This is a genomic window from Aquimarina rhabdastrellae (assembly GCA_947387485.1).
In the GTDB taxonomy this organism is placed as follows: Bacteria; Bacteroidota; Bacteroidia; order Flavobacteriales; family Flavobacteriaceae; genus Aquimarina.
In genome coordinates this window covers 1-19,331 of sequence record CANDNT010000029.1, presented here as the reverse complement: position 1 = coordinate 19,331, position 19,331 = coordinate 1, and the positions used below count along the sequence as shown (strand labels likewise).

Below are 19,331 nucleotides of genomic sequence, written 5' to 3'. Positions count from 1 at the left end.
TTTTTATCCACTAAATTCAAAACTAATTGTTTACTCAAATCGCCTAAATTTAGGTCATAGCCTTTTTGGTCAGGTGAATAGCCTTTTGAAAGTCCAAAAAGGATAGTTCTTTTAACTAATTCTGGTTCAATAATAAATGGATTATCATACATACAAGATTTTTCTCCATTTATGCTATGCCTGAAATTTGCGAATAGCTTTTGTCCATTATAATCTTCAGAAATAATTAAGAGCATAACACCGTAAAAATCACCTTTGACCATCCATCTATATCTGTGGTCATTAACTATAATTCTTCGAGACTTTTTTTTAGGGAATGCCATTTTTTAAATTAAGTACAACAATTATATATAGTTACCATCGTAACTATATATCTATTATATGATCAATTACAAATCTAAAATCTTTGCAATTGATTTAAAATTATTTAATGTTACTTGTGTGTTATTTCCTATTATCTTTCAATTAAGATTTAAAAGAGTATTCAATTTTTTTCCTCTTTATTACAAGGTATAATACTATTCAATCTATTTTAAACTACGGTTTTACCTCTTATTAATTACGGTTAACAAATGCTTGCAAATGAGCTGTATAGCAAAACTCTGAAAGGTTTTAGAAGTATAAAAACGATAATCTCGTCGTTTTTAAGTTTTTCTGGGTGAAATTTCACCCAGAAAAAGCTGGGTTTTTGATAAAAAAAGTAACAAAAGTACCGCGAAAATAATTGATTTTTACTCTGTTTTTTTTACAAAGATCGTTATAGTTTTGACTTATAAATCAAAGGGTTAAATACTCTTTTTTATACTTAATGTATTATAAATCAAAATCTAAAAAATCATATTATGAAATACGCTACGTTTTTTGTCTCGATTCTTTTCTTATTTTTAAGCGCTTCACTTTTTACAAGTTGCGAAGCAGAATCTATCGAAAAAGAATCAAGCTTACATGAAATTACAGAACAACAAAAATATGGGGTCGATAAAGACATTGAACGACCTGGTACACAAGGAAACGATAATGGATAATCTATTCTCAGATTTTCCATTATCATTAACAAATAAAGTTGCAGGAACTATATTGGTCTTTTTATCTGGTATAGTATTATATCTCGATCAAATACTTAGATTATTTAATATATCAAGCTCATATACTTTTGGCTTTTCTAGTTTCAGTAACTTTTTGTGGGCGTTTACACAAAGTGTAGCGCCTCTTCTTCTTATTATAGCCTCATATTTTAAACCATATAAGATAATTTTTTTAGTCCCGATCTATTGTTATGGGTTACAATTATTATGGACTTTTGGAGCTTCTCATTCAGATGATCCTTATGGATATTTTTTCGCTTTAGGGTTTAGTATTTCTTTTTTCTTGATAATTTTTCTATTCAAAAAAACTCTGATATTCTTTAAAGAAAGGAGATCAAAAGAAAAAGATGAATTTGTAGAAAATACCAAAGATGTTATTGAAATATTAAAATCTAGACTTTTAGAAGAATCAAAATAATCACCATAAAAAATCAAATAACTATCATGGAGCCTAATCAGCGAATGAAAGAACTAAAAAATGCGCTTATACATAACAAAATAACTACTTTAGAAGCTATAACTATTTTAGAAAAAATTCTAAATGATTATTTAGAAGAAACAGATGAAGAAGAGCTATTTGATTATGAAAAAATAAAAGGAATCAATGAAGAATTTTATGATCGAAATATAAAGTTACAACATAGATTAAAAAAACTAAATAGAGCTATATTGTTGCAAGAATTAGGTATTCATTTTAACCAAGAAGAGCTTAAAACCCTTTTAGAAAATTAATTCTCTTTTTTAGATTTTAATATTATATGTTTTTCAAGTAATTCTGTCTTGGCTTGATTTTTATGATAATTAATAAACATTTGAACCAAAGGTAGCTTCTCAAATTCGTCCATATGTTGTAAACAAAATGTAGCCATTTCTTCTAGAGAAATTAATTCTTTGTCTTTCACATCTAAAGTAATGCTACCATCATTATTTAAGGATTGATCATTATATATCCTGCGCTTTAAGAATTCCTCAACTGGTTTTGATATTTTTTGTTTTCCATATTCCCACCCTTGAATGGTTCTTGGAGATACTTCTATTAATGAAGCTAACTCAGCTTGAGTTAAACCTAATTTTTTACGTATACTCTTAAATTCTTCTGGAGTCATGACTTCATTAAAATGTAAATGGTTATCGACAAAAATATAAAAACTAATTACATGTATTTTAAGTTTAGATTATATGTGTTTAAATATGATGAAATTTTACTATTTGTTACTTTTTGATAAAACATGTTTTTCTAAAAGATTAGCTTTAGCTTCATTTCTATAATAGTTAATATACATTTGAATTATAGGCAATTTTTCAAACTCTTCTAAGTTTTCAAAACAAAAAGTAACCATTTCTTTTAAAGATAAAGTCTCTATTTGTGAAACATCCATTACAATCTCTTTATTATGGATATTAATAGTTCTTTGTTTTTTCTTTTCAGCTTTTCGATATAAAAACTCAGCAATAGGTTTAGTTACCTTTTGATTTCCATATTCCCACCCTTGAATAGTTCGTGTTGATACCTCTATTAAAGAAGCTAATTCCGCTTGGGTTAAACCTAGTTCTTTTCTTATGCTCTTGAGTTCTTTTGAATTCATAAAATTATGTTAAAAACATATTTATTACGTTTTAATGCGTAAAAATAACGTTTCATATATGAAATATTTGCGTATATTTGAATATCAAAAATAATTAATCAAACATTTTAACGCGAGTCTTATAGAAATTAAAGATATATAAATAAGTTGTATTTACAATAGTTACATCATATGGTTTTGTGCTCACATCAAACATATGTTCTTTTTATATCAATACGCAATTTTTTCTATAAGATTACATACATTAAAAATCATTATATGAGAAAACGAGCAAAAAGGATTTTCGTAGAAAAATGGTTGACTCAACATCATGACATCTTAAAGATAAAACCACTAGAGCTAAAATTAGGATTTCATTTAGGTGCTATTCAAAAATTTCTAAAAGAAAACCGCTCTTTATCAGATGAACGAATTAATGTGATATATGATTTTATAACAGATGGAATATGTGAAAATACCAATAACTAAAAATACAAAATCATGACACTACAAGCTTACAAAAAAAGAATACTAGAGCATCTCAGTATAGAATATGATAAGTTCTGTAGTGAGCAAAATACAAGTCTAGAATATGCTTTGCTTAATCAAGAGATAAATAAATTGTATAACGATAAAATAAGACCAAACGAGGCAATTATTAAAGTGTTACGAAATGCCAATCAACAAGCTATCAAGATCATTCAACAAATGGTTAGTTTACAATCAAATGATAAAAGAGTAACTCAAACAAACAGCTTATTAGATTAATTAGAACAGATATTTACTACTGTAGTATGACCCACTATATATTACATAGTAAGCTTCTAAATAAGGGGTTCATTCATATCAAAAGGAAATGATGGCAAAATAAAAGTTGTATACCCTAGATACTTTTGTTTTTTAATTGATTGATGAATATATGGGTAGTGGAGCATTTGGGGTAACTATTTGTTTAGGTATTAAGTAATCGACAAGCATACCTTTTTAAGTACACTCCCTACCCATTATTAAATTTTAAAATGTAGCATTTCGATACGTTGAGTTTGTGTTAAACAAAGAGTCTGTAAGTGTAAGGCAGGCTCTTTGTTAAAAAAGACTAGGCAAGATAAGTAATGTGTAGTTGGTAATAGTTTTTTTATGATTTAGGATTCCCACCATGTAATTCTCGGTATAACTTATTTCTAGGTTATACCGATATGGTGAGGAATAGTAAAGTTCTTTAAATAATGTAAGAAGAAAAAATCTGTAAAAGATTTGTATTAGAAATACCTGTATAGCTTACTAGCTAGTGATTTATATGTAAATAGATTTAGTTGGCAAATGACAAGATGTTTTTATAGCATAGGAGCTATACAGGAATTATCCCCATATCCTTTATAACAGCAATACTATAGGAAGCTAAACTTAAGGTAAAGCAAGATAACAGTAGATGAAGACTATAGTATTTAAAATAGCTAGAGGAGTTAGTGATTGCGCTTCTCTAGCTTAAAAAATGAAACATATTTTAATTGATAAGGCGGATGAGCAGTAAGGGAAAATTGTAGCATCTCATGGCAATTAACCGCAAACAATTGTTTGCGGTTAATTAAGCTAGATATAATAAATCAAAAGATCAAAAAATGAATAGTAGTAGCTACTATGAAGAAGATACCAAGGCATTAGGTAACTATATATTAGAAATCATTCAAGCCTTAGAAATCGACTTTTATCAGTTTATATATAAGGCATTACAAAAAGAAAAAGATGCATTAATCTTATATAGGCAGATTAATGAATTTTATGAAACAGGAGTAGCATGTTCTCAGGCTATCACTGTACTAAAAATAACAAGATCATATCATATTAATCAAAATAATAATCAGTTATGAAACACACTAATAATTATGTAATAGTATTACTAGGACTATTTTTTTTAAGTTGTAGTACAACACTACCAGAAGAAAACTTCCATAAAGCAATCCCTATAACGGTATTCCATAAAGAAATAGAAAAGTTACCTTTAATAGATACTACACATTATTATGAATATCATTGTGAGTGGAATGCTCAAAAACAAGAAATCACAATACTACAAACTGCCCAAAAAGAGCTAAGGATATATTTGGAATTACCAGAAAAAGCAGATAAAAACCTATATACTGTAACCTGTGATTTGACAAAATATTGGGAAGAATATCATAAAGATACAACAAGCAGTATTCCCCTTATATCTAATTGTCTATCCGAGTTACCTACAGATATGACAACATTTAAGTTGTTTTACCATCCTAAAGACAAGGCTATCTGGATAAGTAATTAAACATTAGATAAAATAACAGCACCATATAGTTTGATTGAAGAAGAAGCCCAAGTGTAGTACGAGACATGGGGTTAGGCTACACTTGGATTCAAATCAAAGAAAATAACGCTACCCCAGCGACAAGGAATGTCGCTAGCTTATTTCCTCCCCAATAGAGCGCGACATTCCAAAAACCTAACATTGACAATAGGGTAAAGTTCAGTTAGTGTATTCAAAGAGGTCATTTTATAACTAATGACCTCTTTATAAAAACAGCAAAGAAAATAACGGAGGTCTATTCTATCAATAGTCCCAGAAAGAGTCATGTTCCTTAATTATAAGGAGTGTGTCTTTCTATAGTACCATAAATTCAAATATCAAAGTAATGACAAGCAGTTATCAAGCCAAACAAGAAGCAGCCATAGCCGAGGGAAATTATCTCTGTGCTATCCTAAAACATCTAGATATCCCATTTGATCGCTTTATGCATCGACTCTTTAAAGATCAACCCTATGAAATAATCTTATATCTATGGATGTATCGGTGTTATGATTCCAAATTATCCATACCCAAAGCCCAAGAATTAATCAGTCGAGCAAGTCAATTGTATTTAAAGTCACGAACAATAAGTAAATAATCATAAATCATAGTGTATGCGAGAAAATTCCATAAAAAAGGGGAAAAATCCCCTGAGGCAAGATTTGCCCATATTACAGTTAACCCGTAAATTTGTAGCGTTAAAAAAATTAATCAAAAATTCAAAAAACGAACAAGTATGAAACACTACAGCAAGCTGTGGTGCACGCTATTGGTGTGTATCATAAGCAGTATCAGTTATGCCCAAATCGGAGACGATGGTAATGGCGAAGCCGAAGAAGGCCCAGACTATCTAGCACAGATGGAGCGTAGCTTTAGTCTGCCATTAGCCCCCGAAGCAGCCGCCTTTCAAAAGTATGGAGAAATCCCTGCTAATCATTACACAGGAACCCCACAGATCGACATCCCTATAGTTAGTTACAAAGGCTTAGAGATGGATATCCCAATAGGACTAACCTATGATGCCTCAGGAATCAAAGTCAATCAACCCTCGACACCCTCAGGCTTAGGATGGAACCTAATTATGGGAGGAGCAGTAAGTAGAGTGGTAAATGGACTACCCGATAACACCATAGGAGGATTAATGCATTCAGCATTAACCAGAGCACAAACCGAGCAATATATTGAGAACCGTACCCGCTTTACTTCAGTAGAAGCAGCTATAGAATATTACCAATACCTAGATCAAGTCAATAAAAATGCGATAGATACCCATCCAGATTATTTTAGTGTAAATGCCTTTGGACTTAATGCCCATATCGTTTTAGACTATAGAGATAACTTTAGACCAAAAGTCTTAAACAACCCAAGAATCAAAGTACAAGCATCCTCTACAGGTGGATATATAGGAAGTTGGATTATCACTAACGAAGACGGGACGAAGTTTTATTTTGAAAAAACAGAAAGCGTATCCTCCTTAGGAAACGATACAGGGACTACATATAATATTGCAAAAAATTATATAGCGAGTTGGCGATTGACTAGAATGATATCTCCAAACGGTTTAGACACCTATGAGTTCTATTATCAAGATTACGGAAGTTTTACAGCACCACAGTTCTTACATGAAGCAGTAACGGTAACCAATACAATCAAAGACTTTGATTTTAATTATACAGGAGTAGACAGTTATCATACCTTTCAACCGATAAGCTATAACCAAGAAGTATTTTTATCAAGTATAAAGCACAATAGTAAAACCATTGTTAATCTAGCATATAAAAAGCGATACGATAGAACCTACGAGATTGCAGGCTCAGGAGGAATAGAAGCAACCGATGTTAAATCAGGAATTGCCTCTATTAGTGTTTTAGACCCACAAACAGAAGAGATGCTACAAAAAGTTGTATTTGAACACAGTTATTTTGGATTAAACGCAAATCAAACAGCAGAAAGCAGTGATCCAGATGAGATTCGATTAAAGCTAGATGCCTTACACTATTACGGACAAGAAGAAACCTATAAAAACAGTTACCGATTTGCCTATGAACAACCAGAAAAAGTTCCATCACTAAAAAGCAAAGGACAAGACTATTTAGGCTATAATAATGGTGCAGCAGGAAACACCGACTTATATCCAGAATTACAATTAGGAAATGCCCATTTTACAGGAGCAAAAAGAGAACCCAATCCATTAACAGCAAGAATAGGAACCTTAACAGAAATCACCTATCCTACAGGTGGAAAGACGGTATTTGAATACGAATCCCATCAAAGTTCCTCCTATAAAGCACGTCCTTCAGAGACGATAGCAACCTTAACAGTAAGAGGAGACCAAGGCGATGGCACAGGATGCTTAGGAAACTGTAGGGATAAATATGGAACACCCCCAAAGATCGTCTCAAGAATTATCCGTATTCCTAGTACAGGGAAATATGAATTAGACTTTAGCAATCCACAAAGTTCCTCACAATTTGGGGTCTTTTTAATCAGTAGACCAAGCGGAGAAATAGCATACGAAGACTTTGTAGGTTATGGCGGAAATTTTGATAATCACCCAGCCCCAGTAGTATGGTACAAACAAAGCGGAGGCAGTGAGCTAGATCGTAATGTAGAACTACCCGCTGGACTGTATCAACTAACCATAGCCGTAGCAGGATCTCCAACGGTGGTTTCTGATCCAGATATAATAACAGATCCCAATCCCGTACGAGCTACTGTAGGATTAAAAATAACCAAGCATTATAAAACCAATGTGGTAACCCATAAACTACATCCAGGAATTCGATTAAAAAAACGTATCAACTATAGCGAAAACAATCAGATCAGTACCATAAAAAACTACCGCTATACAGAGACTATAAACAGCGATTATTCCTCAGCATCAAATATCTATGAACCTAAACTCTATAGCAGTTCCACCTCAAAATCTCACGATGGAGAAACCTTTGTCTATACCACTACAATAAGCAGAAGCAGTGTAGCACGAGCAGGAAGTGGTGTACATATAGGCTATAAAAACGTATTTGAGATTGATGGCGAAATCAACATAGTTCCAGTAGTAGATAATGACCCACAAGGCGAAGGCGAAGATGAAGGTGGAAACATCCCTTCACTAGTAGAGCTACAAGGGATGAAAAACGGATATACCGAGTATCAGTTTTACGGCGGAAAATCAGGATTAGTAGCCGTAGCCACAGCCCCATATTACAATAACTTTAGAGCAGATTTTAAAGCAGGAAAAAGCAAAGAAGTATTACGCTATACCACTAGCGGAGATACCCTAAGTCGCGAACAATCCATATATAGAGATTACAATATCGATGCCGTACCAGGGATGAGTGTGATCACGGTAGAAAATACAGAACAAAAATATGTAGCCTTTAGAGCCAATGAAGATGGAACCATCAGTATAGAACACCTAGAACCAAAATGGAGTTGTATCGGATCATTATGTGCCTTAAAACCAGGAAGACCATTAGTATGTAACCGACCAGAGGACTATCCAGACATGAACATCGTAGGATGTATAAACAAACGCTATACCTCGCTTAATGGACGTGTTAATGTAGCAAGCATATCCTCAGGACATTTGATAGAGACCCGAGCAACAAGCTATTATGGAGACCAACAAATCACCACGACAACCCAGTATGAATATGACCCAACGGTGGACTATGTATTAAGAAACCAGACAACCCAACAAGGCGAAGGCATCCTACAAAAGATGACCTACCGTTATCCAAAAGACATTGCCAATGGAACAAACATACCAGGAGGTGAATTTGAAACCGAAGAAGTAGCCGGAATCCAAGCTTTAATAGCAGCCAATCGTGTAAGCACACCAATCCAGACAGAGACTTATCAAGATGGAGCACGTATCGGGATGCAGCGTAGTACTTATAAACAAAGCTATAGCAAAACCGTACCCTATCGTGTCTATACAGCCAAAGGCGAAGACCCATTAGAACAGCGCGCAGAATTCAGCTACAATCTAGAAGGACGCCCAGTATTGCAACAACAAACAGATGGAACAATAACCAAATACGTATGGGGCTATGGAGGTCGCTATATCATAGCACAAATACAAGGATTAGTACCCTTAACCTCAGATACGCCAAGAGAAGATCCAGCGGGATATGCAATAGAATTATCCAATAACGATGATGACCGTACCATAGGAACTATAGGAAAAGAGGGCGCTTTACGCGAAAAGCTAAACGAATTGCGAGCAGCACATCCAGTAGCCTTAGTAACCACCTATACCTATGACCCTTTTATAGGCGTAACCAGTATTACCGATCCAAAAGGGTATACGATCTATTATGAGTATGATAAACACAATAGGCTACTACAGGTAAAAGACGCAGCAGGCAAATTGGTATCTGAAAATCAATACCACTATAAAACCCAAGAATAACATCAAATCAAAAGACATGCAAAAATACATATATATACTCTGGCTATGCTTATGCAGTAGTATAGGCTATGCCCAATTAAGCTCAGGAGGCGGCAGTAACGATCCCTGTGATATACCAGGAGGAAAAATCTGGTATAAAGATGCCGATGGGGATGGATTAGGAGATGCCTCACAAACCAGATGTAGTGCAACCAAGCCCTCAGGTTATGTAGACAACGATCGAGATTGTAATGATAGCAATGCTAATAAACCCAATAAACAATATTGGAGAGATGCAGATGGAGATGGCTATGGAGACCCTAATGCACAAGGACCATTTAGTATTTGCCATATTCCCAATGGATATGTAGCCAATGCTTTAGATTGTGATGATAGCAATGCATCCCTACATCCCAATGCCTCAGATGTATGTGATGGGATAGACAATGATTGCGATGGACAGATAGACGAAGACTATGTAGGCAGTACCATCCCTACCGCCACAGTAAACAATCAATGTGGACAATCGATACTAACCAGAGGAAATCCAACAAGTGAAGAAACCTGGTATTGGCAAAGTAGCGCCACAGGAAGAAGTACAGCAAATAGTAGTGTAAGTATCACCAGAACTAGCGGGAATACCTATTATTTAAGAGCAAGAAACAATCAAGGAGGATGTTGGAGTCAAGCCTTTAGAATTAACTATAGCATAAAAGCGTTTCCAACTCCACCACCAGTACCAAGTGTGACTCAAAATTGTGGAAATACAAAACTAACAAGAACAGCACCACCAAGTGGGATAAGCTATTATTGGCAAAGTAACCCTAATGGAACCAGCACCGCAAATGGTAGTGCAAGTATCACTAGAACAGCAGGAACACGATATTATATAAGAGCAAGAAATAATAGTACAGGCTGTTGGAGTACGGCAAGAACAGTAAATTATAGCATCAAAACGATACCAAGTACCCCACCAGCAGTAAGCGTAAGTAACAATTGCGGAAATAGTGTCCTGACCAGAAGTAATCCACCAAGTGGAGTAACCTATTATTGGCAAAGTAGTAGTAATGGTACAAGTACAGCTAGTAGTGGTACAACTCTTACCAGAACCAGTGGAACACGCTATTATCTAAGAGGACGAAGCAGTCAAGGTTGTTGGGGAGCAGCAAGAACGGTAAATTACAGTATCAAAACAGTACCTAGCGCACCACCAAGACCAAGTACTACCCAAAACTGTGGAAGTACAGTACTAACCAGAAGCAATCCACCAAGTGGAGTAACCTATTATTGGCAAAGTAGTGCTAGTGGTACGAGTACAGCTAGTAGTGGAACAACAATAACTTTAACTAGTGGCAGTAGCAGTTATTATTACCTAAGAGCCAGAAGTAATCAAGGGTGTTGGAGTCCAGCAACCTCGGTATTCTATATTGTAGAAGCCGGAGCTACAACTCCACCGATGCCAAGCATCACCCAAAACTGTGGAAGTACAACCTTAACCAGAGCCAATCCCCCAAGCGGAGTGACGTATTACTGGCAATCTTCAGCAACAGGAACTAGCACATCAACCTTGCTAGCAGGAGCTACATGGACAGCAACTGGAGGCAACAAACATTATTTAAGAGCAAGAAACAATAGTAGTGGTTGTTGGAGTACAGCAAGAATAGTGAACTATAGTATAAAAACTGTACCCAATACCCCACCAGCAGTAAGTGTAAACAATAACTGTGGAAACAGTGTACTGACTAGAAGCAACCCGCCAAGTGGCGTAACCTATTATTGGCAAAATACCGCAACAGGAACAAGCAGTGCTAATAGCACCAATAGTATTACTAGGACAAGTGGTACTACCTATTACCTAAGAGCCAGAAGTAGTCAAGGCTGTTGGAGTACGGCACGAACTATCAATTATACGATCAAAGCCGTACCAGCAATCCCACCAGCACCAAGTATCACCCAAGACTGTGGAAGTACTAAACTAACCAGAAACAATCCACCAAGTGGGGTAACCTATTATTGGCAAAATACCGCAACAGGTACAAGCAGTGCTAATAGCACCAATAGTATTACTAGGACAAGTGGGACTACCTATTATCTAAGAGCACGAAATAGTCAAGGCTGTTGGAGTACAGCAAGAACCATTAATTATAATGTAAAGACAGTACCAGCAACCCCGCCTACAGTAAACATAAGCAACGAATGTGGGCAAAGTGTACTAACCAGAAGCAACCCGCCAAGCGGAGTGACCTATTATTGGCAAACAAGTGCCACTGGAACAAGTAGTGCTAATAGCACCACTACAATAAGCTTAACCAGCGGAACACAATATTACCTAAGAGCAAGAAGTAATCAGGGATGCTGGAGTACAGCCAGAGCAATACAATATGCCATAGGAACTATCCCTACATGGTATGCCGATGTAGATGGAGATGGATTTGGAGATGCCAATACTAGCCAACAAGCCTGTGAACAACCTACAGGGTATGTAGCCAATGCCGATGACAACTGTCCTACAATAGCAGGAACTGAGCAAGGATGTCTAGAAGACTATTATATAACCCCAAGCTTAAGTGACGAAAACTATGTGTATACACGAGTATACCAACGTGAATTAGAAGCAGCCGATGAGCTAAGGCAAAATCGCGATGTGATCGAAACCGTAGCCTATTATGACGGACTAGGAAGAGCCAAACAACAAATAGGCATCAAAAACAGTCCAAACAAAAAAGACATCATCACCCATCTAGCCTATGATGCTATCGGAAGACAAGCCAAGCAATATTTACCATATGAAGCCCAAACACCAAACGGAAGCTATACAACGGTAAATGTCGAACAGGATATCCAAAGCTATTATCAAAACAAATATGCAGCCGATTTTAATGCAATGGCAGTAAATGAGGTGAATGCCTATAGCGAAAGTATCTTTGAACCCTCACCATTAAACCGAGTGCTAAAACAAGCAGCACCAGGAAAACAATGGAAAGCCAGTACAGACGATAGCGCAGACCATACCATTAAATCAGGATGGGAAACCAATACCATAGCCGATCAAGTAGTACACTTTAAAGTAGCGATAACAGCAGGAGTAGTAAACCTAGTCAAAGAAGGGAATTATGCAGCAGAACGCCTACATAAAACCATTACCAAAGATGAAAACTGGACAACAGGAAAAGACCATACCACCGAAGAGTATACCAACGAATTAGGGCAAATGATCCTAAAACGTACCTATAATAACGAGATCGCACACGATACCTATTATATATATGATCTGTATGGAAACCTAACCTATGTAGTACCACCTAAGGTAACAACAGCAGATGGCGTAAGTCAAAGTGAGCTTGCCGAACTTTGTTATCAATACAAATACGATTATAGAAATCGATTGATCGAAAAGAAAATCCCAGGAAAAGGATGGGAAACGATCGTATATAACAAATTAGATCAACCCGTATTAAGCCAAGATGCGAACCTAAAAGCACAAGGCGTTTGGTTATTTACCAAATACGATGCCTTAGGACGTGTAGTCTATACAGGAAAGATCAATGATAGTCGAGATAGAGCAGCCTTACAAACAGTAGTGAATCAAAGCACTACCTTATGGGAAGCACGTACGACAAAACAACAAGTAGAAGGATTTAGTTTTTACTATACCCAAAATGCATTCCCAACTACAGGAATGACACTACTAACAATTAACTATTACGATGATTACCGTCTAGACGGAGTTATAAGTATTAGTCCAGAAACAACCGACCTAACTTGGGAAGGAATGACAGCCACAATAGCGGTAAAAGGATTACTAACAGTAGGACAAATACGCGTACTCGATACCGATAAATGGATAACTACGACTAATTATTATGACGAAAAAGGGCGTTTATGGGATACTCTCGTAAAGAATGAATACTTAGGTACAGACACATGGACACTAATGCAGTTAGACTTTGTAGGAAAACCATTAAAGACTTTTACCAAGCATATCAAGGACGGAAAAATCCTATGTACAACAGATGTGTTTACTTACGATCATATGGGACGCTTATTAACACAAGAACAGCAGATCAATGAGCTACCTACAGAACGTATCCTAAGCAATCATTATGATGAATTAGGACAGCTGATCAGAAAAGATGTAGGAGGAAAAATAACTGCAACAACAGCCTTACAAAGTGTAGACTATACATATAACGTACGCGGATGGTTAAAACAGATCAATGATACTCAGAATCTAGGAACAGACCTATTTGGGTTCAAGCTTAACTATGAAACACCAGAGCAAGGCGCAACAGCCTTATTTAACGGAAATATCAGTGAGACGTATTGGAAAACAGCTAATGACAACACCTTAAGACATTATACCTACAGCTATGATGCCTTAAACAGAATCACAGGGGCCATAAGCAATAGCGGGCGTTATGATTTAAGTAGCGTAAACTATGACAAGATGGGAAATATCCTAAGCTTGCAAAGAAAAGGACACCTAAACGAAGCCGCAACAAGCTTTGGGGTGATGGATAATTTAACCTATAGCTATGATGCAGGAAACAAACTATTAAGTGTAAACGATGCCGTAACACAACCTTTTGGATTTAAAAAGTACGCTCACTCAGGAAATGATTATGAGTATGACGTAAATGGGAATATGACCATAGACCGTAACAAAGGAATTACCAATATTAGTTATAACCACTTAAACCTACCCACAGGAATAAACATCGCCAATACCGAGCATAACGGAAACATTACCTATATATACGATGCTACAGGAATCAAGCAAAAGAAAATTGCAACCGAAGGTAGTAACAGTACCATAACCGAGTACGCGGGCAATTTTATTTATAAAAACGGAGTATTAGAGTTCTTTAATCATACAGAAGGTTATATAGAACCAAAAGGAGATGAAACTTTTGATTATATTTACCAATATAAAGACCATCTAGGAAATATTAGATTATCGTATCAAGATATTGACCAAGATGGAAAGGTTGACGTTCTTAGAAATAACACTGACATTGACGGAGATAATGACCATAGTCATGAGATCAAAGAGGTAAAAGACTACTACGCTTTTGGGTTACAAATTAAATATGGTATCGATCATGTAAACTCTATAGTTACAGGACGTAAACATAATTATGGATTTGTAAGCAAAGAAGAAAACTCAGAGCTAGGATTAGATTGGTATGATTTTGGAGCTAGAAACTATGAAGCGTCTTTAGGTAGATGGATGAATATAGATCCCAAAGCTGATGATGTGATGCAAGTTGATTTAAATCCTTATAATTTTAGTTGGAATAATCCAGTTAATTTTAATGATCCTGATGGTGAATGTCCCTGGTGTTTGGGAGCTGTTATTGGCTTTGCTGTTGAGTATGGTACACAGGTAGCTACAAACGTTGTAAATAACGGTTTTAGTTCAGATGCGTTTACAAATGTTGATGGAGGTAAACTTTTAACAGCAACCGTTATAGGTGCTGCAACAGGAGGTTTATCAAGCATAAAAGTTGTTGGAGGGGTAGCTAAAGTCTACAAAGCAACTGCTGTTACTGCTACTGCTGTAGGTGGTAATATAGTCAATCAGCAACTAGATGGTAATAAAACAGTGAATGCTAAGGAAGTTGCTACAGAAATAGTAGTCGGAAATTTGCCATTGCCAAAGGTTAAAGCACCACAGGTAGAAGGTGTAGCGGAGAATGTAATGAAAACTGCGGAAAGGCAATTAGATAGAGCAGAAAGAATAGCTAGTAGTAATTCTCGTCCATCTAGAGAAGCTGCACTAAAGGAGGCTAAGGAAAATGTCAATAATCTTCAATCACAGCAAAGTAACGCAGATGCAACAAACAGTGCTTTACAGAATGTTCCAGATGCCGTAGACTCTGTGGCGAAAGAAGGAGTTAAGGTGACCTATAAAACAGTAACTGAAGATAAAAAGGTAAATAAAAAATAATCAAGTATTTTCGATGACTATAAAAAGTTCTATTTTAAGTAAAGTATTAATTACAGGATGTTCACTTATGATTATAGTTTCTTGTATGATCATTTGGAAAACTTTCGAGAAGAAAAATATTACAGAAATAGGTAAAACCGTGATCGTAGATGTAATTCAAGCTCCTGTAGATTGTTCAGAGATTACTACAAGAACGGGATATTGTAAACTACGTTATAAAGGAGAGATTTTTGGAAAAAGGGCTGGAAATGAATTTTGTCATTTAGTGTCAAATAGTTCAACAGTGGCAATGTTGACAAATGAAGAAGAAGATATTTTTCTCTTTGTTGGCGAATATGATCCTTTGCAATTTTGGTATGCCATAATTATTTTTTTGATAGCAATAGTTGTAGGTGTAAGAGGTTTGAAAAGATACTAAATAATCCACTCTATTAAGAGTGATTGCTTTGCGAAAGTTTAAAACTTTGTAGAAAGATGATGAGAATAAAAGAAGCAGTTACAAACTTTATACTTGTAACTGCTTCTTTTAGAACTAGTCATATTATATAGATTTAATACAGAAGAACTGCTAACATGGAATAAAAAAAGAAAAGTAGATTATGTTAGATATAATAAAAAAAACAATTTTAAACACAGGTTGTCCGATTAGATTTAATTGGTATTATGATCCCGATTTAGAGGTTTCTGAATGGGTTAACTCTTTTGAATTTCCTACTAAAGGGTATATAGAAATCCCCACAGTTGGACCCATAAAAATTACTCAATGGGAATGGTTAGAAATTAATTCAATTCAAAAAAAAGTAATAGGAAGATTGACTCCTGTAAAGGAGGTTAATCATTCTCTAGAAGTTAAGAGGAGTTTAGATGAGGGTAAAATTGTTTATAAAGAGACCTCAGGGGGTTATAAAATTGAAAACCCTTTTTTTAAAAAAGAGATATAATTTATTATAATGGTAAATTTAAGTTATTCTAATAATAAATAAAATGTTACACCATTCATGTTATGAATACTACAAGTTACATGAATATACATTAACAAGTTCACTCAAGCTGAGTGAGTACTTTAAAAGCGACCCTTTTTGGTGTCGCTTTTTTGTTATAAGTTGCCTCATCCTAAAATAATTTCATTAAAACAAATAAGTCTTTATCATATGCCGTTTAAATTGATACCTATTATACTCTTTACAGCAATTGCATATTTATTATATAAAGACAATAGTGCTAAATTATTTAAAAGCCATGGTTTTGAAACTACGAATGTATATATAAGTAGTCATGAGATAAAAGAAGTCATCAATAGCACAAATAACTCAGCCTTAAAAAAGCAATTAAAAAGAATTTTAGTTCTTAGGAAATTAATGTTTTTATTAGTTTATCTATTATTCTTTTCTGTTTTATCTATAGCATATCTTTCTAGGTAATCTCACAAGCTATTAATATTAAAACTAAGTATAAAGCCATTATCTTAGAGTTAAAAACTAGCCACATTATATGAAACCATCAACACTCCCTTTGCGACTAAGTCGTGAAGAAAAACGTATTGTCCGTTTATTAGCAAAAGGATATACACAAGTCGAAATCGCTCTTTATTTAGAACAAAGAGGATTTACTCCATCCAGTAAGAGTACCGTAGAAAAACAATTAAAAAAACTTAGAGATCGTACCAAAGCCAAAACTATGTTTCAGTTACCTTGTCTACTCAAAAATCAAGAAATTCTATAAATAAAAAGGATTCAACTCATAAGAATTGATTTAAAAACAACCTCTTACCTATCATTGTTATAAAAGCATCTAAGATTGTATAGCTTTTGCTTAAAGCAAAATACGCATGCTCTACTCCTCTCATATTCTTTAACCAAAACAAAGAAGTATTCATGCCATGCTATTACCCTATAAAAAATGAAAACCTCTAGTGAGGGGTACTAGAGGCTCATTCATCAATCAAAAAACGAACAGTTATATTATGAAACTGTTGTATTGTTTATGTTAGTTTATAATGATTATATAAACTAACAGTTAATTTCTTTTTCTTAGCGAATCGTTAGTCGATGTAACATTACACCTATTACATCTTTTTTTATGACTAAAAAATAAGGTATTTTACAATGGATTGACTGTTAAGTATAAATAAAACACATTTATGGTTTAAACGTATTTATTTTATGGTTTGCATCTAAAATATAACATGCTTTTCTAGAATTGAGAATATTTTCCTTTATAATATCGACTGTATTTTCTGAGGCTTAAACTATTTCAGTTCAAAAATTCTCCTGAAGAGTATCGTTAACTTTTTCGGAAAAAGTATCAATCTCTCCCGAACCAATAATAACAAGGCTTCCCGAAGATTCTCTACTTTTCCCCAGCTCTAGGGAATTTTCTTCCCCAGAAATGGCATCAACTTTTTCGGGAAAAACACCAACCTCTTCCGAACCAATAATAACAAGGCTTCCCGAAGATTCTGCACTTTTCCCCAGCTCTAGGGAATTTTCTTCCCCAGAGATAGCATTAACTTTTTCGGGAAAAGTATCAATCTCTTCCGAACCAGTAATAACGGGGCTTTCCAAAGAATCAGTACTTTTTCCCAGCTCTAAGGAATTTTCTTCCCCAGAGGTAGCACTAACTTTTTCGGAAAAAGTGTCAATCTCTTCCGAACCAGTAATAACAAGGCTTCCCAAAGAATCAGTACTTTTTCCCAACTCTAGGGAATTTTCGTCCCTAGAGGTAGCATTAACTTTTTCGGGAAAAGTATCAATCTCTCCCGAACCAGTAATAGCAAGACTTCCCGAAGATTCTCTACTTTTCCCCAGCTCTAAGGAATATTCTTCCTCAGAAATAGCACCAACTTTTTTCGGGAAAAGTGTCGATTCTTCCGCGATCAGTAATAACGCGGTTTTCCCAGAGATTCCATATTTTTTTCTATGTTTTTCTGAACAATATTGTTCAGAATTATTTAAGAGTTAAAATCTGTATATATTCCCTCTAGAGTCCCTCAAGGGAATATACTGTTACATTGCTATCTGAATTAGCAAAGAGTTATAAATTGCTATTTCAGATAGTATTTAATAATTACGTTTTTTAAACCTCAGACAATCCACTGTCTGCGAGAGATGCTTGAGTTTGTGTAGTAATAGTCTGAGTAGAATTATCGATTGTAAATGGTTTTTAAATCTCAGACAAGGTACTGTCTGTGGGAGATGCCTGAGTTTGTGTAGTATTAACCTGAGTAGATTTATCGGTTATAAATGGTTTAAATCTCAGACAATCCACTGTCTGCGAGAGATGCCTGAGTTTGTGTAGTAATAGTCTGGGTGGAATTATCGATTATAAATGAGGTTTAAACCTCAGACAATGTACTGTCTGCGGGAGATGCCTGAGTTTGCACAGTATTAGTCTAGATAGCATTATCGATTATAAAAGATCTTTAAATCTCAGACAATGTACTGTCTGCGGGAGATGCCTGAGTTTGTACAGTATTAGTCTGGATAGCATTATCGATTATAAATGATCTTTAAATCCCAGACAATGTACTGTCTGTGAGAGATGCCTGAGTTTGTATAGAATTAGCCTGAGTAGATTTATCGGTTATAAATGGTTTTAAATCTCAAGCAATGTACTGTCTGCGGGAGATACCTGAGTTTATGTAGTATTAGTCTGGGGGGATTTATCGTTTATAAATGATTTTAAATCCTCAGTCAATGTACTGTCTGCGAGAGATACCTGAATTTGTATAGAATTAGCCTGAGTAGATTTATCGGTTATAAATGATCTTTAGATCTCAGACAATCCACTATATAAGAACTTTTCGTCTTGGATATTTTAATTAAGGGTATAGTTAAAATATGGGTATAAGTAATCGTACCATCAAAAACAGTAGTTTTTAGGGATAGAAAATTAGAGCATAATAACACTCATTTTTGAAATTGCGGTATAAGCAATGTAAATCTATTATAGCCATCATGCGCGCCAGATAGCTATAATAAACTTATCATGCATAGAATTACTAAAGGTATAGCTACTT

The 19,331-nt window shown here is 35.0% G+C and carries 18 protein-coding genes; 14 read left to right on the top strand and 4 right to left on the bottom strand.

Features of this window, described 5'->3' with window-relative positions:
* Window positions 1-323: hypothetical protein (locus ACYEKI_RS20675; protein WP_459213118.1), on the bottom strand; the 323-nt coding region annotated here is incomplete at its 3' end.
* 519 nt (window positions 324-842) lie between these two features.
* On the opposite strand from ACYEKI_RS20675, the gene ACYEKI_RS20670 reads away from it, so the two are divergent.
* The 3 genes from ACYEKI_RS20670 to ACYEKI_RS20660 are packed head-to-tail and all read left to right on the top strand — an operon-like array spanning window position 843 to window position 1,817.
* On the top strand, window positions 843-1,025 hold the full coding sequence (locus tag ACYEKI_RS20670; protein WP_459213117.1) for a hypothetical protein: 183 nt from the start codon (window positions 843-845) through the stop codon (window positions 1,023-1,025).
* The gene (locus tag ACYEKI_RS20665; RefSeq protein WP_459213116.1) at window positions 1,018-1,503 is read left to right on the top strand and encodes a hypothetical protein; all 486 of its coding nucleotides are present in this window, start codon (window positions 1,018-1,020) and stop codon (window positions 1,501-1,503) included. The genes ACYEKI_RS20670 and ACYEKI_RS20665 overlap by 8 nt, the downstream gene beginning before the upstream one ends.
* A 44-nt stretch (window positions 1,504-1,547) precedes the next feature.
* A complete protein-coding gene (locus tag ACYEKI_RS20660; RefSeq protein ID WP_459213115.1) occupies window positions 1,548-1,817 on the top strand; it encodes a hypothetical protein in 270 nt (89 codons plus the stop codon).
* Here the strand turns inward: ACYEKI_RS20660 and ACYEKI_RS20655 are convergent.
* Complete coding sequence (locus tag ACYEKI_RS20655; RefSeq protein WP_459213114.1) at window positions 1,814-2,191, bottom strand: helix-turn-helix domain-containing protein; 378 nt, start codon at window positions 2,189-2,191, stop codon at window positions 1,814-1,816. The two genes, ACYEKI_RS20660 and ACYEKI_RS20655, sit on opposite strands and share 4 nt — an antisense overlap.
* A 99-nt stretch (window positions 2,192-2,290) precedes the next feature.
* Window positions 2,291-2,671, bottom strand: coding sequence for a helix-turn-helix domain-containing protein (locus tag ACYEKI_RS20650; protein WP_459213113.1), 381 nt, complete (start codon window positions 2,669-2,671; stop codon window positions 2,291-2,293).
* Window positions 2,672-2,929: 258 nt separating this feature from the next.
* Between ACYEKI_RS20650 and ACYEKI_RS20645 the strand changes: the two genes are divergently transcribed.
* From ACYEKI_RS20645 to ACYEKI_RS20595, 11 genes are all read left to right on the top strand, one after another.
* Complete coding sequence (locus tag ACYEKI_RS20645; RefSeq protein ID WP_459213112.1) at window positions 2,930-3,139, top strand: hypothetical protein; 210 nt, start codon at window positions 2,930-2,932, stop codon at window positions 3,137-3,139.
* Between the two features lie 12 nt (window positions 3,140-3,151).
* On the top strand, window positions 3,152-3,418 hold the full coding sequence (locus ACYEKI_RS20640) for a hypothetical protein (RefSeq protein WP_459213111.1): 267 nt from the start codon (window positions 3,152-3,154) through the stop codon (window positions 3,416-3,418).
* Between the two features lie 851 nt (window positions 3,419-4,269).
* Window positions 4,270-4,518, top strand: a complete 249-nt coding sequence (locus tag ACYEKI_RS20635; RefSeq protein ID WP_459213110.1) for a hypothetical protein — start codon at window positions 4,270-4,272, stop codon at window positions 4,516-4,518.
* Window positions 4,515-4,949 (top strand): hypothetical protein, encoded by a 435-nt coding sequence (locus tag ACYEKI_RS20630; protein ID WP_459213109.1) that lies wholly within the window; start codon window positions 4,515-4,517, stop codon window positions 4,947-4,949. The genes ACYEKI_RS20635 and ACYEKI_RS20630 overlap by 4 nt, the downstream gene beginning before the upstream one ends.
* Before the next feature lie 364 nt (window positions 4,950-5,313).
* Complete coding sequence (locus ACYEKI_RS20625; protein ID WP_459212750.1) at window positions 5,314-5,565, top strand: hypothetical protein; 252 nt, start codon at window positions 5,314-5,316, stop codon at window positions 5,563-5,565.
* A gap of 138 nt (window positions 5,566-5,703) precedes the next feature.
* Entirely contained in the window at window positions 5,704-9,384 is a 3,681-nt protein-coding gene (locus ACYEKI_RS20620; RefSeq protein WP_459213108.1) for an RHS repeat domain-containing protein, read from the top strand.
* Window positions 9,385-9,400: 16 nt separating this feature from the next.
* A complete protein-coding gene (locus ACYEKI_RS20615; protein WP_459213107.1) occupies window positions 9,401-15,313 on the top strand; it encodes a DUF6443 domain-containing protein in 5,913 nt (1,970 codons plus the stop codon).
* 13 nt (window positions 15,314-15,326) lie between these two features.
* Window positions 15,327-15,731, top strand: a complete 405-nt coding sequence (locus ACYEKI_RS20610) for a hypothetical protein (RefSeq protein ID WP_459213106.1) — start codon at window positions 15,327-15,329, stop codon at window positions 15,729-15,731.
* A 181-nt stretch (window positions 15,732-15,912) separates the two neighbouring features.
* Complete coding sequence (locus ACYEKI_RS20605; RefSeq protein ID WP_459213105.1) at window positions 15,913-16,254, top strand: DUF6678 family protein; 342 nt, start codon at window positions 15,913-15,915, stop codon at window positions 16,252-16,254.
* Window positions 16,255-16,464: 210 nt separating this feature from the next.
* Entirely contained in the window at window positions 16,465-16,734 is a 270-nt protein-coding gene (locus tag ACYEKI_RS20600) for a hypothetical protein (RefSeq protein WP_459213104.1), read from the top strand.
* Window positions 16,735-16,804: 70 nt separating this feature from the next.
* Complete coding sequence (locus tag ACYEKI_RS20595) at window positions 16,805-17,035, top strand: helix-turn-helix transcriptional regulator (RefSeq protein ID WP_459213103.1); 231 nt, start codon at window positions 16,805-16,807, stop codon at window positions 17,033-17,035.
* 536 nt (window positions 17,036-17,571) lie between these two features.
* Here ACYEKI_RS20595 and ACYEKI_RS20590 read toward each other — a convergent pair.
* The gene (locus ACYEKI_RS20590) at window positions 17,572-18,009 is read right to left on the bottom strand and encodes a hypothetical protein (protein ID WP_459213102.1); all 438 of its coding nucleotides are present in this window, start codon (window positions 18,007-18,009) and stop codon (window positions 17,572-17,574) included.
* Window positions 18,010-19,331 lie beyond the last annotated feature (1,322 nt).